This window comes from Mesocricetibacter intestinalis, from assembly GCF_004363295.1.
Taxonomy (GTDB): domain Bacteria; phylum Pseudomonadota; class Gammaproteobacteria; order Enterobacterales; family Pasteurellaceae; genus Mesocricetibacter; species Mesocricetibacter intestinalis.
On record NZ_SNYQ01000001.1, the window covers coordinates 384,212 to 405,411 of the forward strand.

Annotated in this window: 18 protein-coding genes; 13 read left to right on the top strand and 5 right to left on the bottom strand. The window is 43.3% G+C overall.

The annotated features are described in order from the left end of the window. The first annotated feature begins 371 nt into the window (after nucleotides 1–371). The 10 genes from EDC45_RS01770 to EDC45_RS01815 all read left to right on the top strand — a co-directional run bounded on the left by EDC45_RS01770 (nucleotide 372) and on the right by EDC45_RS01815 (nucleotide 11,603). Nucleotides 372–1,856, top strand: coding sequence for a surface lipoprotein assembly modifier (locus EDC45_RS01770; protein ID WP_133542857.1), 1,485 nt, complete (start codon nucleotides 372–374; stop codon nucleotides 1,854–1,856). A gap of 167 nt (nucleotides 1,857–2,023) precedes the next feature. Then, nucleotides 2,024–2,908, top strand: a complete 885-nt coding sequence (locus tag EDC45_RS01775; RefSeq protein ID WP_133542858.1) for a hypothetical protein — start codon at nucleotides 2,024–2,026, stop codon at nucleotides 2,906–2,908. Nucleotides 2,909–2,982: 74 nt separating this feature from the next. Continuing rightward, nucleotides 2,983–3,966, top strand: coding sequence for a hypothetical protein (locus tag EDC45_RS01780; protein ID WP_133542859.1), 984 nt, complete (start codon nucleotides 2,983–2,985; stop codon nucleotides 3,964–3,966). Nucleotides 3,967–4,143: 177 nt separating this feature from the next. After that, nucleotides 4,144–5,007: a hypothetical protein gene (locus tag EDC45_RS01785; RefSeq protein ID WP_133542860.1), complete on the top strand. Its 864-nt coding sequence runs from the start codon at nucleotides 4,144–4,146 to the stop codon at nucleotides 5,005–5,007. Nucleotides 5,008–5,092: 85 nt separating this feature from the next. After that, entirely contained in the window at nucleotides 5,093–6,106 is a 1,014-nt protein-coding gene (locus tag EDC45_RS01790) for a proline-rich domain-containing protein (protein WP_133542861.1), read from the top strand. A 90-nt stretch (nucleotides 6,107–6,196) separates the two neighbouring features. Continuing rightward, entirely contained in the window at nucleotides 6,197–7,204 is a 1,008-nt protein-coding gene (locus EDC45_RS01795; RefSeq protein WP_133542863.1) for a hypothetical protein, read from the top strand. Between the two features lie 89 nt (nucleotides 7,205–7,293). After that, nucleotides 7,294–8,298, top strand: a complete 1,005-nt coding sequence (locus EDC45_RS01800) for a hypothetical protein (RefSeq protein WP_133542865.1) — start codon at nucleotides 7,294–7,296, stop codon at nucleotides 8,296–8,298. 89 nt (nucleotides 8,299–8,387) lie between these two features. Further along, a complete protein-coding gene (locus tag EDC45_RS01805) occupies nucleotides 8,388–9,356 on the top strand; it encodes a superantigen-like protein SSL4 (RefSeq protein ID WP_133542867.1) in 969 nt (322 codons plus the stop codon). Between the two features lie 87 nt (nucleotides 9,357–9,443). After that, complete coding sequence (locus tag EDC45_RS01810; RefSeq protein WP_133542869.1) at nucleotides 9,444–10,475, top strand: hypothetical protein; 1,032 nt, start codon at nucleotides 9,444–9,446, stop codon at nucleotides 10,473–10,475. A gap of 87 nt (nucleotides 10,476–10,562) precedes the next feature. After that, the gene (locus EDC45_RS01815) at nucleotides 10,563–11,603 is read left to right on the top strand and encodes a hypothetical protein (RefSeq protein ID WP_133542871.1); all 1,041 of its coding nucleotides are present in this window, start codon (nucleotides 10,563–10,565) and stop codon (nucleotides 11,601–11,603) included. 65 nt (nucleotides 11,604–11,668) lie between these two features. Here the strand turns inward: EDC45_RS01815 and EDC45_RS01820 are convergent, their stop codons facing one another. The 4 genes from EDC45_RS01820 to hflK form a co-directional block, all read right to left on the bottom strand. After that, entirely contained in the window at nucleotides 11,669–12,136 is a 468-nt protein-coding gene (locus EDC45_RS01820; RefSeq protein WP_133542873.1) for an RDD family protein, read from the bottom strand. Between the two features lie 69 nt (nucleotides 12,137–12,205). Then, nucleotides 12,206–13,504, bottom strand: a complete 1,299-nt coding sequence (gene purA, locus EDC45_RS01825) for an adenylosuccinate synthase (protein ID WP_133542875.1) — start codon at nucleotides 13,502–13,504, stop codon at nucleotides 12,206–12,208. 247 nt (nucleotides 13,505–13,751) lie between these two features. After that, nucleotides 13,752–14,639 carry a protease modulator HflC gene (hflC, locus tag EDC45_RS01830; RefSeq protein ID WP_133542877.1) on the bottom strand — a complete coding sequence of 296 codons (888 nt, stop codon included), beginning with the start codon at nucleotides 14,637–14,639 and terminating at the stop codon, nucleotides 13,752–13,754. Continuing rightward, nucleotides 14,639–15,886: an FtsH protease activity modulator HflK gene (gene hflK, locus EDC45_RS01835; RefSeq protein WP_133542879.1), complete on the bottom strand. Its 1,248-nt coding sequence runs from the start codon at nucleotides 15,884–15,886 to the stop codon at nucleotides 14,639–14,641. The genes hflC and hflK overlap by 1 nt, the downstream gene beginning before the upstream one ends. 337 nt (nucleotides 15,887–16,223) lie before the next feature. On the opposite strand from hflK, the gene EDC45_RS01840 reads away from it, so the two are divergent. Next, nucleotides 16,224–17,042, top strand: a complete 819-nt coding sequence (locus EDC45_RS01840; RefSeq protein ID WP_133542881.1) for a hypothetical protein — start codon at nucleotides 16,224–16,226, stop codon at nucleotides 17,040–17,042. A gap of 103 nt (nucleotides 17,043–17,145) precedes the next feature. Here EDC45_RS01840 and fbp read toward each other — a convergent pair whose 3' ends face one another. Then, entirely contained in the window at nucleotides 17,146–18,150 is a 1,005-nt protein-coding gene (gene fbp, locus EDC45_RS01845) for a class 1 fructose-bisphosphatase (RefSeq protein ID WP_133542883.1), read from the bottom strand. Nucleotides 18,151–18,336: 186 nt separating this feature from the next. Between fbp and mpl the strand changes: the two genes are divergently transcribed. Together mpl and lysC are read left to right on the top strand one after the other, a co-directional pair. Then, nucleotides 18,337–19,707 (top strand): UDP-N-acetylmuramate:L-alanyl-gamma-D-glutamyl-meso-diaminopimelate ligase, encoded by a 1,371-nt coding sequence (gene mpl / locus EDC45_RS01850; protein WP_133542885.1) that lies wholly within the window; start codon nucleotides 18,337–18,339, stop codon nucleotides 19,705–19,707. 87 nt (nucleotides 19,708–19,794) lie between these two features. Beyond that, the gene (gene lysC, locus EDC45_RS01855) at nucleotides 19,795–21,150 is read left to right on the top strand and encodes a lysine-sensitive aspartokinase 3 (RefSeq protein ID WP_133542887.1); all 1,356 of its coding nucleotides are present in this window, start codon (nucleotides 19,795–19,797) and stop codon (nucleotides 21,148–21,150) included. Nucleotides 21,151–21,200: the final 50 nt, after the last annotated feature.

Genomic DNA, 21,200 nt, shown 5'->3' on the forward strand with positions numbered 1-21,200 from the left:
TAGCGCTACTCGTATTTTTATTGATTTCAAGGCTCGACTATTTTAGTCGGGTCTTTTTATTTTGCTCCTCAAGTAGTTTGTATGAGGGGAATAAGAATAATCCTGATTATTTTTCTCAAGATAATTTATCCCTAATCATCTTATATTCATCAGAGGTCTGATCTCATTAGATTTTTGCTCACATCTATCAGCTTTACTCTGGGTTGTAGTCATATAAGGGCGACATAGTATTAGCCATTTACATTCAAATACAATCAAATAAAAATAATATATTTATTGAATCTTAAAAAAAAAATTAATATAATCGCCGGAAATTTCTTTCAAGTGAAAGGAATTTGATAGGACATCAGGAAGTTAATACGGATATTAAAATGGATTTTAAGCTAAAAAAAACGCTTTTTTTCACGCTCTGTGCGCTTTTTTGCCGCGACCTTGCGGCGGATCAGATCGGCGTCCAACGGGAACGATTACCGAACGAAGATTTTTCGGCGGCTTCCCCCCATCTAAATACGCAACCCAAAAATGAGCCTATTGCCGAACCGCAAACAGGAGAACAGACTGTTAGCATAACGGCGGAAGAATTGGCGCAGCGACCGGATTTACTGGTAAATGCCCTGGTTCCCGCTTTAGTGGCGAATAATGTGGAAGGGGTTGCCCTCTTGTTGCCTATTTACCAGAATTTGCCTGCCGAGCAGCAGGATCCCTTGCTACTCACCTGGGCGCAAGCTATGGTGGCAAAACGGCAGGGAGATCTGTCAACCTCCGTGGATCTTTACCGCAAAATTATTGCTGAACGGCCCGATTTAACGGCCGCCCGTTTACAATTGGCCATTGCGCTATTTAACAACCTTGAGAATGAAGCGGCTCAGGATCAGTTTAATAGACTGCGTAGCGAAGCGCTGCCGGATCCGCTGCGCCATCTGGTAAATGCTTATTTACAGGGAATCAACCAGCGGGATAAATGGAATTTTAACGGTGGTCTGACTTATCTGCACGAAGCTAATATTAATAATGCGCCTAAAGCCGGTACGCAGCTGGACGGCTGGAGGCCCGGCAGCCGACCGGAAGATGCGCGCGGGGTGGGCTATGCTTTTTCCGGAGAAAAGAAATGGTCTTTAAGCGGCGGTTCTTTCAGCCTGCTCGGCATGGACTTCAACGGTAAGCATTACTGGAATAATCGTAAATATAACGAACTTTCGCTCAGAACTCAGCTTGGTTTGGGATACCGTAATTTACAGTCGGAAATTTCCTTTGCGCCTTTTGTGGAAAATTACTGGTATGCGGGTGGCGAAAGTTCCGATGCTTCTAAGCGCGGAACCCTTCATCGTTATTCACGCACCAGCGGTGTTCGCACGGATATGTCCCGCTGGCTGAATAACCGCTGGAAAATATCCTCGGTTTTGGAATACGGCGAAGCTCGTTATCCCGTGCGCAAATCACAGAACGGAAACAGTTATTCCGCTTCTGCGGTTATGCTGTACATTCCTAACAGTAACCAATACTGGTTCGGCGGTATAGATTATTATCGCAAAAATGCTCAGGCTAAATATAATGCCTTCGATCGTAAGGGCATTCGTCTCGGTTGGGGACAGGAATGGCCTTTTGGTATTTCCACCCGCCTGCAACTGACTTATGCGGAACGTAATTATAAAGAAGCTTATTTTGTTACGCCTTTCCATAAATTTTTGCAAAAAAACAGAGAGTACGGCAGCTTTTTTACCCTCTGGCATCGCCAGCTGCATTTCGGCGGTATCACGCCTAAACTAACCTGGAGTTACCATAAAACAAGCAGTAACAACCCTTTTTCCGCTTATGATAAAAACCGTGTGTATTTAGAATTAAGCAAGTATTTTTAAAAATTAACAATTTTCGCTAATTTGCTCTTGATAACGGATACAAGCCTAAGGGAATGGACGGAACGGCAAAATATGGGAATATTGTCCGCTCGGGTTACATATTTCGTGATAGCCCGTTTATTTGATATTCGAATGGAGTTCGAATCAACGTTTAAGGAGAAACATCAATGAAACATATTCACAAAGGGAGCTTATCCCTCCTATGCTTATCTCTTCTGTTGGCCGCCTGTTCCGGCGGCGGAGGCGGAGGGAGTAATAGCAATAATGCGCCGCAGAATCCGCCGGGGCGGGGAGGCAATCCTCAGGCGCCGGCTCCGCAATCGCCTAATCCGCAAAATAACGGCGGCTATATCGTAGGTACCCAAGGTAAAGAGGGTCAAAATAAGGATACGCGCTGGAATGCCAATATAAATAAAGGTTCGGTACCTGTTTATAACATTACGGCAACAAGACCGGGCAACCAAGGAAAAACCCTATTTGAAAAAACGCCAACGACGATCAAAGTACCCGCCGAGCAAAAGACCTATCCCGGCTATAAGTTCGAAGCCTTAGGTTGCGACGGTTTTTACGGCTATTATTTTGATACGGACGCAAATAAAGATCTATTTGTGGTCTACGGGTACGGTTTTAATAAAGATTTAGAAAGTAAAAACGTACCGGCGGATATGACCGCCGATTATGTGAAAAAAGACGGCTTTTTATTCTCGGTCAGAAATGTACAGGGCATTGATACAAGCTTCCTTGCTGCCAAGGCGGATGTCGTTATCCAGTTTAAAAACGGAAAAATTACACGCGGCGAAATAACCCGAGATATACGGGAAGGCGATTCCTTGAAAAATACCCAATTATTTAAAGTGGAAAGCGGAAATTCGGTTAATCAGCTTGTGATTACCCCAACGGATAATCTTTCCAAAGGCCGTTTTAAAGAGGATAAAGGTATCGCAGAGGTTCATTATGTAGATTCCAGTAAAGGGGCGAATGATCGCAAATATCTTATTGGAACGGTCGATGCTAAAGGCTGGTATGGTATATTAAGCGCTGAAAAAAATTAATCTCAGTTTTAATTCATTCGATAATTATCAGGATTGATAGGGAAATCAGTCCTTCGGTTTAAGGAGAAACACTTATGCAAAAAAACTATAAATTGCTCTTATCCACGCTGTGTTTATCAGCTTTTTTAAGCGCTTGTTCCAACAGCGGCGGTATTGATTTTCCGCCTCAGCAACAAACTCCGCCGGGTAAGGGGCAGCAGCCTCAGCCGCAGCCACAACCTCAGCCGCAACCTCAGCCTCAGCCGCAGCCACAACCTCAGCCGCAGCCGCAGCCGCAACCACAGCCTCAGCCACCTAAGTCGCCGCCACCTGAACTACCGCCAAGAGCGGATAATCCTAAGCCGCCGGAAAAACCAGCATACCTGACCGGTACGATAAGTAAACTGGGTAAAGATAAAGATCAACGCTGGAAAACTACCCAGAATATCAGCAAGGATGCTATTCCCGTTTACAATATCAGCGCCACCTTAGATCAGAAGGGAGAAATTCTTCTGGTGAAAGAGCAAACAACAGTTAGCGTGCCTGATGCAAGGGTAGTGAACTATAAATTTGATCTATTGGGAACAGGGAGCGAAGGATTCTTCGGCTATTACTATGATTTACAGGGTAGAAACGATTTATTCGTAACCTATGCCTATGGCTTTGAGGAAGCGCGTGAAAATAAAAACAGCTTAGAAGATATAAGTGCGACTTATAGTAAAAAGAACGGTTTCCTTTACACCTTGAAAGGTATCGAATCTGCGGATATCCATGAAAGCCGTTCCACGGCAGATGTTAATATCCAGTTTAAAAATGGAAAAATTAGCAAGGGAGAAATTTCCGTAACAGCTTCTAATGGTAATACGACCCAGTTATTTAAAGTGGAGAAAGGGGATTCGGTCAGACAATTATTGATTACTCCGACAGAGCATCTGGCGGAAGGTAAACTCAAAGATGATAAGGGAACAGCCAACGTACATTACGTAAATTCAGCGCAAGGTGCCAATGATAATAAATATCTGGTAGGTAACGTTGAAGGGAAAAATTGGTATGGGGTACTTGCGGCGGAGAAGCAGTAATTCGCCGTAGAATTTCAGCCTTATTTTTCAAGGATTGAAAATTAAGGCTGATAGCTTGGGAGCTTATTAGGCAATAAATAATATGCTCCTTTTATGGTTAAACCCATTGTTTACAACGGGTTTATATTTCATCGACATAATCTTTATAGGGAAATTAATATTTTAGGGAGAAAACATATGAAAGATTATAAAAAACTATTGTCCATATTCTGCCTGTCGGCACTTTTGGCCGCTTGTTCCGGTGGTGGTGGCGGTGGAAATAAACCGCCGCAGCAAACGCCTCCCGGCGGTCCTATGCCTGAACGGCCACAACCGCCGAAACCGGATATACCACCGGCTAAACCTGAGTACTTTACCGAAACTGTTAATAAAGACGGCAAAAATAAAGATAGCCGCTGGAATAGTACCCAGAATATTACCAAGGATGCAATTCCCGTTTATGAAATATCTCGGATCAAGGATAGAAAAGGTCGAATTATCCTAGATCATAAACAAGAGATAATAGCTAAGGCTAAAGATCGCGGCAGATTTAATAGTTATAAATTTGACTTATTAGGCCAGGAAGGATTCTATGGGTATTACTTTAATACGCATAGAGGACAGATTTTTGTGAATTATGCTTATGGCTTTGATAAGTCTCTGGAAAATAAAAATGTTCCCGCTGATATGACAGCAACTTATAGTAAGCAAGGCGGCTTTGTTTATACCCTGGATTATCCTGAGATAGGTAAAAATCTAAGGGATTCCAGTGTTTCAAAAGCCGATGTAAATATTCAATTCCAAAAAGGTAATATTGTAAAAGGAGAAATATTGGATCCATCAAGCAAAGAACAGCTATTTAAAATAGAAAAAGGAAATTCTATTAATCAACTTGTATTTACCCCTACAGATCCTTCGGCTTTCGGCAGCTTAACCAAGGATAAAGGGATTGCAGACGTGAATTATCTGAACTCGGCTAAAGATAAAAACGATCACAAATACCTAGTAGGTACGGTAAAAGCAAATAACTGGTACGGCGTATTGGCCGCTGAAAAACAATAAAAATCAGGCTGAAAATAACATTACGGTTATTTTCAGCCCTTTATTAAAAATTTAAGGGAATATATCTTTTATTTAAGGAAAAATAATGAAAAATTATAAAGTCTTATTATCCGTATTTTGCTTATCCGCCTGTTTAGCCGCCTGTTCCGGTGGTGGCGGTGGCAATAATGCCCCGCAAAATCCGCCGCGCGGCAACCAGCCGCCGCAACAAATACCGCCTCAGAAGAAAAATCCGCAACCTCAATCGCCGGACAAAAAAACTGAGCAACCTCAGTCGCCGGAAAGTGGTAAAAAGCCAGAACAACCTAAATTGCCGGATAGCGGGCGCAATCCTCAGCAACCGCCGCAAACCAATCCTATACCACCGCAACCGCCAAAGGTAGAAGCACCTCAACCGGAAGCTAAAGCTTATTTTACCGAAACGGTAAATAAAGATGGTCAAAATAAGGATATGCGTTGGAATTCCTCTGCAATAAAAAAAGATTTTATACCTGTATATGATATAGATTTTATTGAGGATACGAATGGTAATTATTCTTTCGTAAAGGAAGAAGTAATTGTTAAGGCACCGAGTAAAAAAACTAATAATAATCATCATGATATCACTCTTTTAGACGATGATTTTTTTTACGGGTATTATTTTAATTTAGATAATGAAAATATTCTATTTTCGAATTATTTTTATGCTTTTAGTCCTCAAATAGAAAATAAAAATGTACCATCAAATATCACTGCTAACTATAGTAAGTCTAATGGTTTTTCATATACGATAAGGAACAGTAATGTAGAAAAACATCACTCTGGTAATGTTGATGTTGCGGATGTTAATATTCAATTTGCAAATGGAGAAATTATAAAAGGCGAAATATCAAAAAAAGAAAAGGGAAAACATGTTCAGTTATTTGAAGTGGAAAAAGGAAAAACAATAAATCAATTGATTTTTACGCCTAAAAATAATAGTTTTATAAAAGATACTGATAAAGGTACTGCCGATATACATTATCTAAATTCAACTAAAGATGCTAACGATAATAAATATCTGGTAGGAACGGTAGATGCAAAAGGTTGGTATGGCCTATTGACAGCAGAGAAACAATAAAAAAACTTCGGCTGAAAATAACCGCACTTTTATTTTCAGCCTTAGCATTAAACAATATTAAGGAATTTATCTGTATTTTAGGGAAAAATTATGAAAGATTATAAAAAACTATTCTCCGCACTTTGTTTATCCGCCTGCTTAGCCGCCTGTTCCGGTGGCGGCGGTGGCAATAATACCCCGCAAAATCCGCCGCGCGGCAATCAGCCGCCGCAACAAACACCGCCTCAGGGGCAGCAACCGCAACAGCCTCAGCAGCCGGATAAGGGGAAAAATCCGCAACCTCAGTCGCCGGAAAGTGGTAAAAAGCCAGAGCAACCTAAATTGCCGGATAGCGGAGTCAATCCGCAGCAACCACCAAAGGTAGAAGCACCTCAACCGGAGGCTAAAGCTTATTTTACCGAAACGGTAAATAAAGATGGTAAAAATAAGGATATGCGTTGGAATTCCGCAAAAATAAATAAAAATACTTTACCTGTTTATAATATAGATTTTCCTGATGCAGCTAATAGAAAGTTATTTAAGGAAGCTGTTATTGTTGGTGTACCTTCGTATGGCATTATTACCGGTAAGGGTATTCATGGTGAAATAGGTGTTTATAAATTCGATTTATTGGCAAGCGAAGGCTTCTATGGTTATTATTCTGATTTAGATAAGAATAATAATGAAATTATTAATTTTGCTTATGGATTTAATCCGGAGCTTGAAAATAAAAATATAGCGGAGAATATTTCTTCTATATATAGCAAGAAAGATGGTTTTTTATATAAGGCAAAGAAGAAAAAATCGCCTTCTGATACTAGTAGAGATTTTGGTTATAGTCGTGGTGATGTAAATATAGAATTTAAAAATGGTAAAATTACTAAGGGTGAAATAACTTCTACTGACGGTTTACTGAATTTATTTAAAATAGAAAATGGAGAATCAATAAATCACCTGGTTATTACTCCTGAAAAAGATTCTTTTATAACTAATACTGATAAAGGAATTGCTAACGTACATTATCTAAATTCAACTAAAGATGCTAACGATAATAAATATCTGGTAGGAACGGTAGATGCAAAAGGTTGGTATGGCCTATTGACAGCAGAGAAACAATAAAAAACTTCGGCTGAAAATAACCGCACTTTTATTTTCAGCCTTAGCATTAAACAATATTAAGGAATTTATCTGTATTTTAGGGAAAAATTATGAAAGATTATAAAAAACTATTCTCCGCACTTTGTTTATCCGCCTGCTTAGCCGCCTGTTCTGGTGGCGGCGGTGGCAATAATACCCCGCAAAATCCGCCGCGCGGCAATCAGCCGCCGCAACAAACACCGCCTCAGGGGCAGCAACCGCAACAGCCTCAGCAGCCGGATAAGGGGAAAAATCCGCAACCTCAGTTGCCGGAAAGTGGTAAAAAGCCAGAACAACCTAAATTGCCGGATAGCGGACGCGATCCGCAACAACCGCCGCAAACCAATCCTATACTACCGCAACCGCCAAAGGTTGAAGCACCTCAACCGGAAGCTAAAGGCTATTTTACCGAAACAATTAATAAAGATGGTAAAAATGCGGATTCAGTTTGGAAATCAGCTACCAATATAACTAAGGATTCTATACCTGTATATAAAATACAGCGCATAAATACAGAGGAGGTTTTAACTAAAGAACTACAAAGAATCAAAGCTCCTGCAGTAGAAGCATATTATGACATGAGTCTATTAGGCAATAATGCTTTTTATGGTCATTATACTAGTATTGGTAATAATGGAGAATATGCTATTAATTATGCTTATGGCTTTGATAAAAATTTAGAAAATAAAAATGTTCCAAGCAATATTACGGCTAATTATACTAAAGAAAATGGTTTTTTATTTTTCACAAAAATACCTAATCAGTATGGTGGAGGTGTCCATTCTGGAGGAAATGTAAATATTGTTTTTAGAAATGGAAATATTGAAAAGGGTGAAATAACTTCTGGAAATGGTAGTGTTAAATTATTTGATATAGAAAAGGGAAAATCTGTAAATCAATTAATTATAAAACCTACCGCTAATGCTAATATAGATAAAAATATTTTACAAGGGGATAATAGTACTGCCGATATACATTATCTAAATTCAAGTAAAGATACTAATGATTATAAATATCTAGTGGGAACGGTGGAGGCAAAAAACTGGTACGGTGTGCTAGCAGCTGAGAAACAATAAAAAACTTCGGCTGAAAATAACCGCACTTTTATTTTCAGCCTCTTTCTATCTAATAATAAGGAATTTATTTATATTTTAGGGAAAAAATTATGAAAGATTATAAAAAATGCTTATCCGCTCTTTTTTTATCTGCTTGCTTAGCCGCTTGTTCCGGTGGCGGCGGCAATAACGCCCCGCAAAATCCGCCACGCAGCAACCAGCCACCGCAACAAATACCGCCATCTCAATCGCCGGATAAAAAACCTGAGCAGCCTCAGTCGCCGGAAAGTGGTAAAAAGCCAGAGCAACCTAAATTGCCGGATAGCGAACGTAATCCGCAACAACCGCCAAAGGTAGAAGCTCCTCAAGTGGAAGCTCAAGGTTATTTTACCGAAACGGTAAATAGCAAGGGGATAAATAAAGATATGTACTGGAATAATGCGAGTGATATCAGTAAAGATTCTATTCCTGTTTATAATATTAGTTTTACACGTAATGGCGAGAAAGTTATTAATAAAAAGGAAAGTGTTAGAGTTAAAGCGCCGGTAGTTAATAATGAATTTAGCTATGAGTTAAGTTTATTAGGGGAGCGAGGTTTCTTTGGTTACTACACGGATCTTAATGAAAATAATAATATATTTTTAAATTTTGCTTATGGATTTGATCGCACACTTGAGAATAGTGTTTTACCATCAGATATTACTGCCACTTATAAGAAAAAAGGAGGTTTTTTATATACTGTGGCTCAAATGATAGGAAATGGAAATTTAGGATATGATGGTGTATTTAAAAGTGATGTGAGTATTAAATTTCATAATGGTAAGATTTCTCAAGGCGAAATAACCTATCCTAACTTAGGAGTGAAACAGTTTGATATTAAACAGGGTAGCTCAGTAAAACAGTTTATTATTACCCCCACTGATTCTTTTTTAAATGAGAATAGAGGAATTAAACTAGATAAAGGTGTTGCTGATATACATTATCTAAATTCAAGTAAAGGTACTAATGATTATAAGTATCTGGTCGGCTCGGTTAAGGCTGAAAACTGGTACGGTGTGCTAGCTGCCGAGAAGCAATAAAAAACTTCGGTTAAAAATCACCGCACTTTTTTAACCCTTTTTATCACAAAGCAATAGGAAATTTATTTATATTTTAGGGAAAAAATAATGAAAGATTATAAAAAACTATTTTCCGCACTTTGTTTATCCGCCTGCTTAGCCGCCTGTTCCGGTGGCGGCGGTGGCAATAATACCCCGCAAAATCCGCCGCGCGGCAACCAGCCACCGCAACAAACACCGCCTCAGGGGCAGCAACCGCAACAGCCTCAGCAGCCGGATAAGGGTCAGCAACCGCCGCAGCCTCAGCGACCGGATAGCGGACCGCAATTGCCGCAACCTCCGCAACAGAATCCTGAAGCACCACCGCCGGCGAAACCGGAAATACCGCCACAGAATCAACCTGAGCCGGCGCCTAAGCAACCGGATACGCCGCGGGAAACAGGATATTCGGTATTAAAAGTAAATCATACCGGTTCATATACAGCTAAACTTCCGGTAACTAAAAATAAGGTACCTGTGTATGATATTGTAAAGGGAAGTAAAAATAGCCTAGGTGAAGATATTTTAGAACAAGAGGAAATTACGGTTGCTGTACCCGCCAAAGCGGAGAACGGTAACTATGAGCTTAAATCCATAGATAAAAATAATGAGAGCGAGGCTTTCTTCGGTTATTTCCGAGAAATTACTCCGGATAGTAAGAATTTATTTGTAAATTATATTTATGGGTTTGAGCGTTCTTTGGAAAATAAAAATGTGCCTGAGAATCTTACGGCCAAATATTATAAAGAAAACGGTTTTATGTATAGCTTGCGCCGTTTGAATCAGCAAGGCGGCAGCCTGGATAATGTGGTAAATACTGCCACGGTAAATATTGAATTTCAGAACGGTAAAATCAGTAAAGGACATATTTATCAATCGGGCGGTGCCAGCGATTTGTTTACAATTGAAAAAGGCGCAACGGTTAATCAACTGGTTTTAACTCCGACGGAACATCTAGGCAGTGGTAACTTACAAGGCGATAAGGCCGTATTGGAGGGACATTTTGTTGATTCCGCTAAGGATAAAAAGGATTATCGCTATTTGGTCGGCTCGGTTAAGGCTGAAAACTGGTACGGTGTGCTAGCTGCCGAGAAGCAATAAAAAACTTCGGTTAAAAATCACCGCACTTTTTTAACTCTTTTTATCACAAAGCAATAAGGAATTTATTTATATTTTAGGGAAAAAATTATGAAAGATTATAAAAAACTATTCTCCGCACTTTGTTTATCTGCCTGCTTAGCCGCCTGTTCCGGTGGTGGCGGTGGCAATAACGTCCCGCAAAATCCGCCGCGCAGCAATCGGCCGCCGCAACAAACACCGCCTCAGGGGCAGCAACCGCAACAGCCTCAGCAGCCGGATAAGGGTCAGCAACCGCCGCAGCCTCAGCGACCGGATAGCGGCCCGAAACTGCCGCAACCGCCGCAACAGAATCCTGAAGCGCCGCCGTCGGCGAAACCGGAAATACCGCCACAGAATCAACCTGAGCCGGCGCCTAAGCAACCGGATATGCCGCAGGAAACAGGATATTCGGTATTGTCAGTAAATCATACCGGGTCATATCGGGTTAATTCTTCACATCTGATTACTAAAGACAGAGTACTTATATATAAGGTTGAACAGGGGGGAAAAAATAATCTGGGTGAAGAAATTCTGAAACAAACACTTATTGAGGTTGCTGTACCCGCCAAAGCGGAGAACGGTAGCTATGAGCTTAAATCCATCGATAAAAATAATAAGAGCGAGGCTTTCTTCGGTTATTTCCGTGAAATTACCCCGGATAGTAAAGATTTATTTGTAAATTATATTTATGGGTTTGAGCGTTCTTTGGAAAATCAAGATGTGCCTGAGAATCTTACGGCGAAATATTATAAAGAAGATGGCTTTATGTATAGCATCAGCCGCTTGGATCAGAAAGGCGGCAGTTTGGATAATGTGATTAATACCGCAACGGTTAATATTGAATTTCAAGGTGGTAAAATCAGTCGCGGCCAGATTTATCAATCCGGAGGAGAAGGGGATTTATTTAAAATTGAAAAAGGCCCTATTGACGGCACCTTGACATTAACTCCAACACAATATCTTGAAGGCGGTGCATTGGTGCGGGATAAAGCCTCTATGGATGTACATTTTGTTGATTCCGCTAAGGATAAAAAGGATTATCGCTATTTGGTCGGCTCGGTTAAGGCTGAAAACTGGTACGGTGTATTGGCTGCGGAAAAAAGCAATTAGGCTGGATTTTTCTTAATATAAATAACCGCACTATAAAAGTGCGGTTATTTTTTGCCTGATTTTTATCAGAGTGAGTTTTTATTAACCACAATGGTGGACATAATCATATCCGTGAGCGAGCGTTTTTCCTTACTGACAAAGGCAATAACGGCGCTAATCAGAATCGGCAGGCTTAATAGCGAGAAGATAACGTCAAGAAGCTCGCGGAAAAGGTAGCGTGGGAAGGCTATGGGCCGGCGGGTGGCATAGTCCAGTACCTGAAGATTTAATTTATTTTTGGCAAAGGTTTGATTGTAATTGCGCATGTAATAAATCTGCAGAATAAAAAAGGCGATAACGGCAAGCCATGCGCCGAGTTTGCCCAAAAGCGCCCCTAAAAATAACATAATATAAAATACCAAGGCATTGAGTAGCGAAGCCCCCCAGCGCTTAAAAGGGTTGGCGAAATTATCGGGGACAGACGCATCAGCGTTTGGCGGGTTATATTGAGGCGGCTTATGTTGCGGTTTTTCATTAGGATTTTCAACCAGCATATAGTTTCCTTACTTGAGTATAAGAAATGACCGCATAAAAGAAGTGCGGTCATTTGGTCTCGGGCTTGATTAAAGGGCGAAAGGATCACGTAGAATCATTGTTTCAACTCGATCCGGCCCGGTGGAAAGAATATCAACGGGAACGCCGGTTACTTCTTCAATACGTTTAATATAATTGCGCGTGTTTTGCGGCAGTTTATTGATGTCGGTTACTCGGAAAGTATTTTCTTTCCAGCCCGGCAGGGTTTCGTAAACCGGTTCGATACCTTCCCAGTCTTTTGCTGCGAGAGGCGCATAATCAATCACTTCTCCGTTTGGCAGTTTATAGCCGACGCAGATTTTTACTTCATCAAAGCCGTCTAAAACATCCAGCTTGGTCATACAGAAACCTGAAATGGAATTAACCTGAATTGCACGGCGCATAGCCACTGCGTCAAACCAACCGCAACGGCGAGGGCGTCCGGTTACCGCACCGAACTCATTTCCTTTACGGGCAATTTCGTTACCGATTTTATCAAAGAGTTCGGTGGTGAAAGGGCCGCCGCCGACACGGGTACAGTAGGCCTTGACGATGCCCAGTACATAATCGATATTGCGCGGGCCGAAACCGGCACCGGTGGCGACACCGCCGGCAGTGGTATTGGAACTGGTTACATAAGGATAGGTTCCGTGGTCGATATCCAGCATGGTACCCTGTGCGCCTTCAAACAGAATATTGTCGCCGTTCTTGCGCGCATTATCCAGAATGGTACTGATATCCGCCACCATTGCGGTAATAATATCGGCAACTGCGAATACTTCGTCCAGCGTTTTCTGGTAATCTACCGCTTCGGCTTTGTAATAATGCACCAGTTGGAAATTGTAGTAATCAAGAATATTTTTTAATTTTTCGGAAAAGGCTTCCCGATCGAATAAATCACCGACGCGCAGACCGCGGCGCGCGACCTTGTCTTCATAGGCCGGGCCGATACCACGGCCTGTGGTACCAATGGCTTTATTACCCAATGCGGCTTCACGGGCGTGATCCATAGCAATATGATAAGGAAGAATCAGGGGGCAGGCTTCGGAAATTAGTAAACGCTCGCGCACATTAATACCGCGTTTTTCCAGTTCGCCCATTTCCTGCATCAGTGCGGCGGGAGAAAGAACGACGCCGTTACCAATTAAGCAGGTTACGTTATCGTGCAGAATACCGGACGGAATTAAACGCAGTACGGTTTTTTCACCGTTGATGATTAATGTATGACCCGCATTATGACCGCCCTGATAACGCACAACGTATTTTACTCGATCGGTTAACAGGTCGACGATTTTACCTTTACCTTCATCACCCCATTGGGCGCCGAGGATAACGACACTTTTTCCCATAAGTTTTACCGCCTTTAGCTTCAGTTTAATAAGAAGAGCATACTTTACTATTTTCCGGGTGAGAACTCAATGCAAATTGAAATGCGTTAGGTTATTCCCCCCTTTTGCTAAAAGGGAATTAAATATTCCGCTACTTTTTTGATTTTTATATAAAGGAAAAAGCGGCTGAAGTTTTATCCGGGGAAAATATGGGCTGATAAAAAAGCAAACCCGAAGGTTTGCTTTGTGATGATTATCTTGTATGAGCCTATTTGGCAGGTGTTTGCATAAAGCGGAAGAAATCGCTGTCCGGTTTCAGAATCATCATATTTTTTGAATCGGAGAAGCTGTTTTCATAGGCTTTCAGGCTACGCACGAAGGCATAAAACTCCGGCTCGGAAGCAAAGGCGTCGGTATAAACTTTTGCCGCCGTCGCATCGCCGGAACCGCGCAGTTCTTGTGCGGTTTTATTCGCATTAGCCAGAATCAGGGTAACCTTTCTGTCTACATCGGCCTGAATAAAGGCGGCTTTTTCTTTACCTTGCGAACGGTGTTCGCGCGCCACCGCATCACGTTCCGCACGCATACGCTGGTAGATGGAAGAAGACACTTCGTCCGGCAGGTTAATTTGTTTTACCCGCACGTCGATAACTTCAATACCCAGTTCGGACGTACTGTCCTGCCCGGTATTCAGCGCTTTTTTCGCTCCCGCCATTAATTCGCCGCGGGTACCGGAAACAATATCTTTAATTGTACGCGAGCCGATTTCAGAACGTAAACGGTCGTTTACTTTACGACGCAACAGGTTTGATGCCAGCGTATTGTCGCCGCCGCCGGTAGAGGTGTAGAAGCGACCGAAATCACTGATTCGCCATTTCACATAGGAATCTACCAACAGGTCTTTTTTCTCTACGGTAACGAAGCGATCCGCCTGGCCGTCCAAGGTTTTAATTCGAGCGTCCAAGACCTTGATACTGTCGATAAACGGGATTTTAAAATGCAGACCCGGGGTGTAGACCACCACTTTATTGTCCGCATCACGCTGAACTTTGCCGAAGCGCAGCATAATTCCGCGCGAACCTTCGTCGATAATGGCAACGGAAGAATAGATTAATGCCAGTACGACAACAATAATCGGGGTTAAATAGTTACGCATCAGTTAAATCTCCCTTGTCGAATATCGGAACGAACGGCGTTATTGTTTTCCGTCGTATTATTTAATACCGCTCTGGCGGGATTCGTGGTTAGGTTCCGGGGAAGGGTATTGTTTTCCTTGTTGGGTGTCGGCTCCGCTTTTGCTGCGGCATTATTACCCAATATCTGTTCCAGCGGTAATACCGTGAGATTATTGCCGGTAGAGCCGTCCATCATGATTTTCGGGGTTTTCGCCATAACCTGTTCCATGGATTGAATATACAGACGTTCGCGCAGCAGTTCCGGTGCTGCTTTAAATTCAGGTAATAAGCGGCGGAAACGTTCCACTTCCCCCTGTGCGTTCAGTACCACTTGATCCTTGTAGGCTGTGGCGGCTTCTACGATACGCTGAGCATCACCACGTGCAATAGGTTCCTGTTCACGGGCGTAGGCTTCCGCTTCGCGGATATAGCGCTGTTCGTCTTCCTGGGCTTTAATCGCATCGTCAAAGGCGTCTTTGACTTCTTCCGGCGGACGAGCGGACTGGAAGTTAACGTCTATTACTTCAAGCCCCATATCATAAGGTTTAATAATATCGTTGAGGGCTTTCCAAGTTTCTTCACGGACGATGGCACGGCCCGTGGTCAGGATATTATCCATACTCATATGGCCGATAACATAGCGCAGCGCACTGTCGGTAGCCTGGTTCAGACTGTCATCGGCATTGGTAACACTGAACAGATATTTGGCCGGATCCTGAATACGGTACTGTACGGTCATTTCCACTTTTACCATATTTTCATCTTGGGTCAGCATGGCGCCCTGAGTTTTCAGTTCCTGCACTTTTTCCACATTAACTGCGGTAACCTGGTCGATAAAGGTCGGTTTCCAGTTTAAGCCCGGTTGTACGATGGAATGCAGTTTGCCGAAACGGGTTACCACGCCGCGTTCCGCTTCTTTTACCGTATAAAGGCCGCTCAGCCCCCAAACTACCGCGCCTATTACGACCGCCAGAGGAAGCAGTTTTCCAAGGTTGGCGGGTTTCGGCGCTTTCGAGGTATTGCCGTTACCTGTGCCTTTACCGCCTAATTTTTTCAGCAGATTGTTAAAAATCTCCTCAATATCCGGCGGAGATTGTTCTTGGTTCCGCTGTTTATTACCGGAATTTGAAGTCCAATCGGATTTTTTGTCATCTTTTGAGGTATTGTTATCAGGCTGCGATTGCCCCGGTTTTGCCCAAGGATCCTGATCCGAACCGTTTAGCGACATGTTTTACTCCATGTTGTCAAAATATTGTTAGCCTTTGGGCCTGCCGGAGGTCGATGCTTTTTAGCACTCGGTCGGTCGCTGTTGCGGCCACCGCGGCCGTCCGACAGCCCCTGAATAAAATGCAAAGCCTAAGTCTAACCGAATATGGGGATTTGTCCATGCTTTTTAAACTGAAAAAAGGGATAAATTTTTGACCGCACTTTTTTATTTCTGCATAATACGAAAAATTTTATTCTCTCTGCGAGTTGCAGTGTAAAGCCGGGCGGAATTGATATTGATAAGGTGAGATACTTTATCGGTTTTCCTTCGGCGGATTTCGTTATACAAATGGAAATATATGTCCGAACAGAACCAAACTAAATTTTTAACCGGTTTTTTTTCCGCGTTACCCCTGGTGATTTTTTTATTGATCGATGTTTTCGCCCTGTATTTACAAGCGCATTCGAAAGCGCTTTCACATCTTGCCTTTGCCGTATTAAGCGCTCAGCTGTTGTGTATTCTGGTTTTTCTCAAGGGAGATATTTGCAACGGACAGCGCGCCCGTCTGCTTAAAGCGAACCGATATTTTTTGATTTACTGGCTGTGCTGGTTTCTACTGAGTTTTTTTTCCACTTATCATTATATTCTGACCGATATTATCAGTTTGTGCGGAATCTTGATGTTTTTATGTATCAATAAACCGCCGCAGGATATACAAATGCGCCGTTCGATGCTGATTGTGGCCGCTTTAATCGGTGCCTTGGGCATCTTGAGCTATTTGATTATGTTAGTGCGTCTGCCGCTATCGGATTGGCTGCAATATAATCCCGTCGCTCAGTTACTGGCCGGTACGGTTCTGGCGAATATTATGCTGGTGGTTGCCCGCAACCGTTTACAGGGATTTATTGCCTTGCTCTGCCTGAGCCAGGGCGGATTATTGTTTTTAAATGCACTATGCGTGTTAGCGCTACTGGCCGTCGCTTATTTTAATCAGACCCTTGCGATTGCAAATCAGGCGGCATTGATTCTTTATTTCGTGCTGCATATTTTTATCAGTTTTATGCCGGCGCAGGCTGTGTTCCGTAATAAAGCCCTGAGCTATAACAGTTTGCTTATCGTACTGACCCTATGTGCCTCTCTCCCGCTGTGGGCGACCTTCGCTTATATCGGCGCATAAGCTGTTGTATGGGTTAATGCCTTATCTGGGCGCCAATATATAAAAATGCCGTCGGAATATTGTTTCGGCGGCATTTTGCAGGATATTAGGATAGAAGAGATTTTTATTCGGGGTAATCGCGCATAAAACTCTGCGCTTTCTCTACCATCTCTTTCGAGCCGATAAACAACGGTGTTCTTTGATGTAGTGCGGTAGGTTGAATATCCAGAATACGCTGCTGCCCGTCGCTTGCGATTCCGCCCGCCTGTTCGGCGATAAAGGCCATCGGATTGCCTTCGTATAACAAACGTAGTTTGCCTTGAGGATAGGTGGTTGCCTGCGGATAGATATAAATACCGCCTTTCAGCATATTACGATGGAAATCGGATACCAGCGAACCTATATAGCGCGAAGTGTAAGGGCGCTGAGTTTGTTTATCCTCTTCTTGGCAATATTTAATATATTTTTTCACCCCTTGCGGGAATTTCAGATATTGCCCTTCGTTGATAGAATAATATTTGCCGCTGTGCGGAATCTGAATATTTTCGTGGGAAAGACAGAATACGCCGAGAGAAGGATCATAGGTAAAACCGTTCACGCCGTTTCCGGTCGTATAAACCAGCATGGTGGAAGAACCGTAAACCACATAGCCTGCGGCGACCTGCCGATTACCCGGCTGCATAAAGTCTTCCAGGGTTACCGGTGTGCCGATAGGCGATATGCGCCGATAGATGCTGAAGATGGTACCTACGGCGACATTGACGTCAATATTGGAAGAACCGTCCAGAGGATCGGTCAGGATAATATATTTGGCGTTACGGCCGCGTTCCGTATCGAAAACCACAAAATTTTCTTCTTCTTCGGAGGCAAAACCCGCCACTTCTTCCCGTGCCATTAAGGCTTTTTTCATGGTTTCGTGGGCGAAAATATCCAACTTCATTTGGGTTTCGCCCTGAATGTTTTCGACCCCGGAAATGCCCAAAATATTATTGGTCAAACCGGCGCGGTTAATATCGCGATGAATGATTTTGGCAACTAAGCGGATAGAGGAGAGGATTCCGGTTAAAGCCCCTTTAGCATGAGGGTATTCGGCCTGTTTTTCGACAATAAATTCGTCTAATGTTTTCATACTGCGCTCTGAATGGTAGATAACAATTTGATAAATATAAGGAAAATGCTTTTATTCGCCGTCGTTTACTAGGCGGACGAGTTGGATTATTATAGAGCCTAATTACAGAGGTTCATATTACAAATCTTTAACAATGTGATCTTGGACACAGAATTCGTTTTAAATTTCAATTAAAGAGATAAATCAATGGCAGGAAAACACATACATATTCTCGGTATATGCGGTACTTTTATGGGCGGTCTGGCAATTATCGCCAAGCAGATGGGCTATCATGTTACCGGATCGGATACCAATGTTTACCCGCCGATGTCTACTTTTTTACAGCAGCACGGTATTGATATTATTTCCGGTTATGAGGTATCGCAACTACAGCCTGCGCCGGATACGGTGATTATCGGTAATGCGATGAAGCGGGGTAATCCATGTGTGGAATATGTGTTGGAAAATCGTTTGCCTTATACTTCCGGCCCGCAGTGGCTGCATGATAATTTGTTACGCAATCGTTGGGTGCTGGCGGTATCGGGTACGCACGGAAAAACCACAACGACGGGAATGTTGGCCTGGATTCTGGAACAGAACGGCTTAAAACCGGGTTTTTTGATCGGCGGTATTTCCGGGAATTTCGGGGTGTCTTCCCGTTTGGGCGAGGGCAATTTATTTGTGATAGAAGCGGATGAATATGACACCGCATTTTTCGATAAACGTTCTAAATTCGTACATTACAATCCAAAAACCCTGATTATTAATAATATCGGTTTCGATCATGCGGATATTTTCGATGATTTGAATGCGATTAAACGCCAGTTTCACCATATGATCCGAACCATGCCGCAGAGCGGCTTGGTACTTTCCGTTGCCGCCGAGCAGAGTGCCAAAGAAACCCTGGAAATGGGCTGCTGGTCGGAAAAACAATTTTTAGGTAAGGATCAAGAATGGTATGCGGAACGAATCAGTAACGACAGCAGCCATTTTTCCGTATTTCATCGGGGAGAGAAACTTGCCGAAGTGAAATGGAATATTGTGGGTCAGCATAATATGCATAATGCCTTAATGGCCATTGCGGCGGCTCACCATGCCGGGGTTGCGGTCGAAGATGCTTGTGCGGCTCTTGCTTCCTTTATTAATGCCAAGCGCCGTTTAGAAGTGAAGGGAGAAGTGGGCGGCATAACCCTATATGATGATTTCGCCCATCACCCGGCGGAAATTCAAGCGACTTTAACCGCACTGCGCGATAAGGTCGGCGGCGGCGTACGTATTCTGGCCGTGCTGGAACCCCGTTCCAACAGTATGAAAATGGGTGTGCATAAAGATGAAATCGCTCCGGCACTGGTGCGTGCCGATCATGTTTTTCTACTGCAGCCGGAGAATATTCCTTGGGAGGTGGTGGATATCGCTAATAAATGCGTACAGCCGGCAAGCTGGACGGCAGATCCGGATAAATTGGTCGATCTTATCGTGAAGGAAGCGCAGCCGACGGATCATATTTTAGTGATGTCCAATGGGAGTTTCGGCGGCATTCACCAAAAAATTCTGGATAAATTAAATAAAATTCAATAAATATAAAATTTCTCGCCGCTTTATTTGACAACCCGGCGGGTTTTCTCTATTGGTAGATAAGGGATAGAGTTTTAGAGGAATACAATAATGAGAAATCTTTCAGTGGCTAAATTTGGCGGTACCAGTGTGGCGAACCATGCCGCCATGGTTGCCTGCGCTAAAATCGTTACCGCCGATCCTAATACGCGGATTGTGGTGTTGTCCGCCTCTGCGGGTATTACCAACTTGTTGGTGGAATTAGCCGCCGGCTGTGATGAGGGTAAACGGGAGCAGCTATTGGTTGAGGTGCGCCGTATTCAGGAAAATATTCTGAACGAGCTGGCAGACGCTTCTTTAGTGCGTCCGGAAATTGAACGTTTACTGGAAAGTATTAAATCCTTATCGGAGGCGGCCAGCCTGGCCACTTCTCCGGCGCTTACCGATGAGCTGATCAGCCACGGCGAGATGATGTCCACCCGTATTTTTATTCAGGTGCTGCGTGAACTGAATGTACAGGCCACATGGCTTGATGTGCGTAATCTGATTGCGACCAACAGCAATTTCGGTAAGGCCGCACCGGATGATGAGAAAACACTGAAAAATAGCCGGCTGATACTGAAACCTTTGATTGATCACGGCGAGTTGGTGATTACCCAAGGCTTTATCGGTCGTGATGAAAAAGGCAGAACCACAACCTTAGGACGGGGCGGTTCCGACTATTCGGCGGCTCTGATTGCTGAAATCCTGGAAGCAAAAGATGTGCTGATCTGGACTGACGTAGCGGGCATTTATACCACGGATCCGCGTGTAGTACCACAGGCTCGGCGTATTGACACCATGAGCTTTGCGGAAGCGGCGGAAATGGCTACATTCGGCGCCAAGGTTTTGCATCCTGCCACTTTATTACCGGCGGTGCGCAGCAATATTCCGGTTTATGTGGGATCCAGTAAGGCGCCGCAAGACGGTGGTACCTGGGTTACCCGCGATCCCCAACCTCGGCCTACCTTTCGAGCCATAGCTTTGCGTCGAGATCAGACGTTGCTGACCCTTTCCAGCCTGAATATGCTGCACGCCCAAGGCTTTTTAGCCAAGGTTTTCGGTATTCTGGCGCAGCATAAAATCTCGGTGGATACTATTACGACTTCGGAAGTCAGTATTGCGCTGACCTTGGATAAAACCGGTTCTACTTCTTCCGCAACGGATTTGCTTTCGCGGGATTTATTAAGCCAGTTAAGTGAGATTTGCACGGTGAAAGTGGATACCGGATTATCGCTGGTAGCCTTAATCGGTAATGATCTGCATATTGCTTCCGGGGTGGCAAAACGTATTTTCAGTACGCTGGAGAACTATAATATCCGTATGATCAGCTATGGTGCGAGTACCAATAATATCTGTATGCTGACCTACAGCGAACATGCCGATGATATTGTTCGCGCTTTACATAAAGAGTTGTTTGAAAACTAAGCGCCGCTGCGGAAATTGATAAAAAAAGCATGGGAAGTTATATTTCTCAT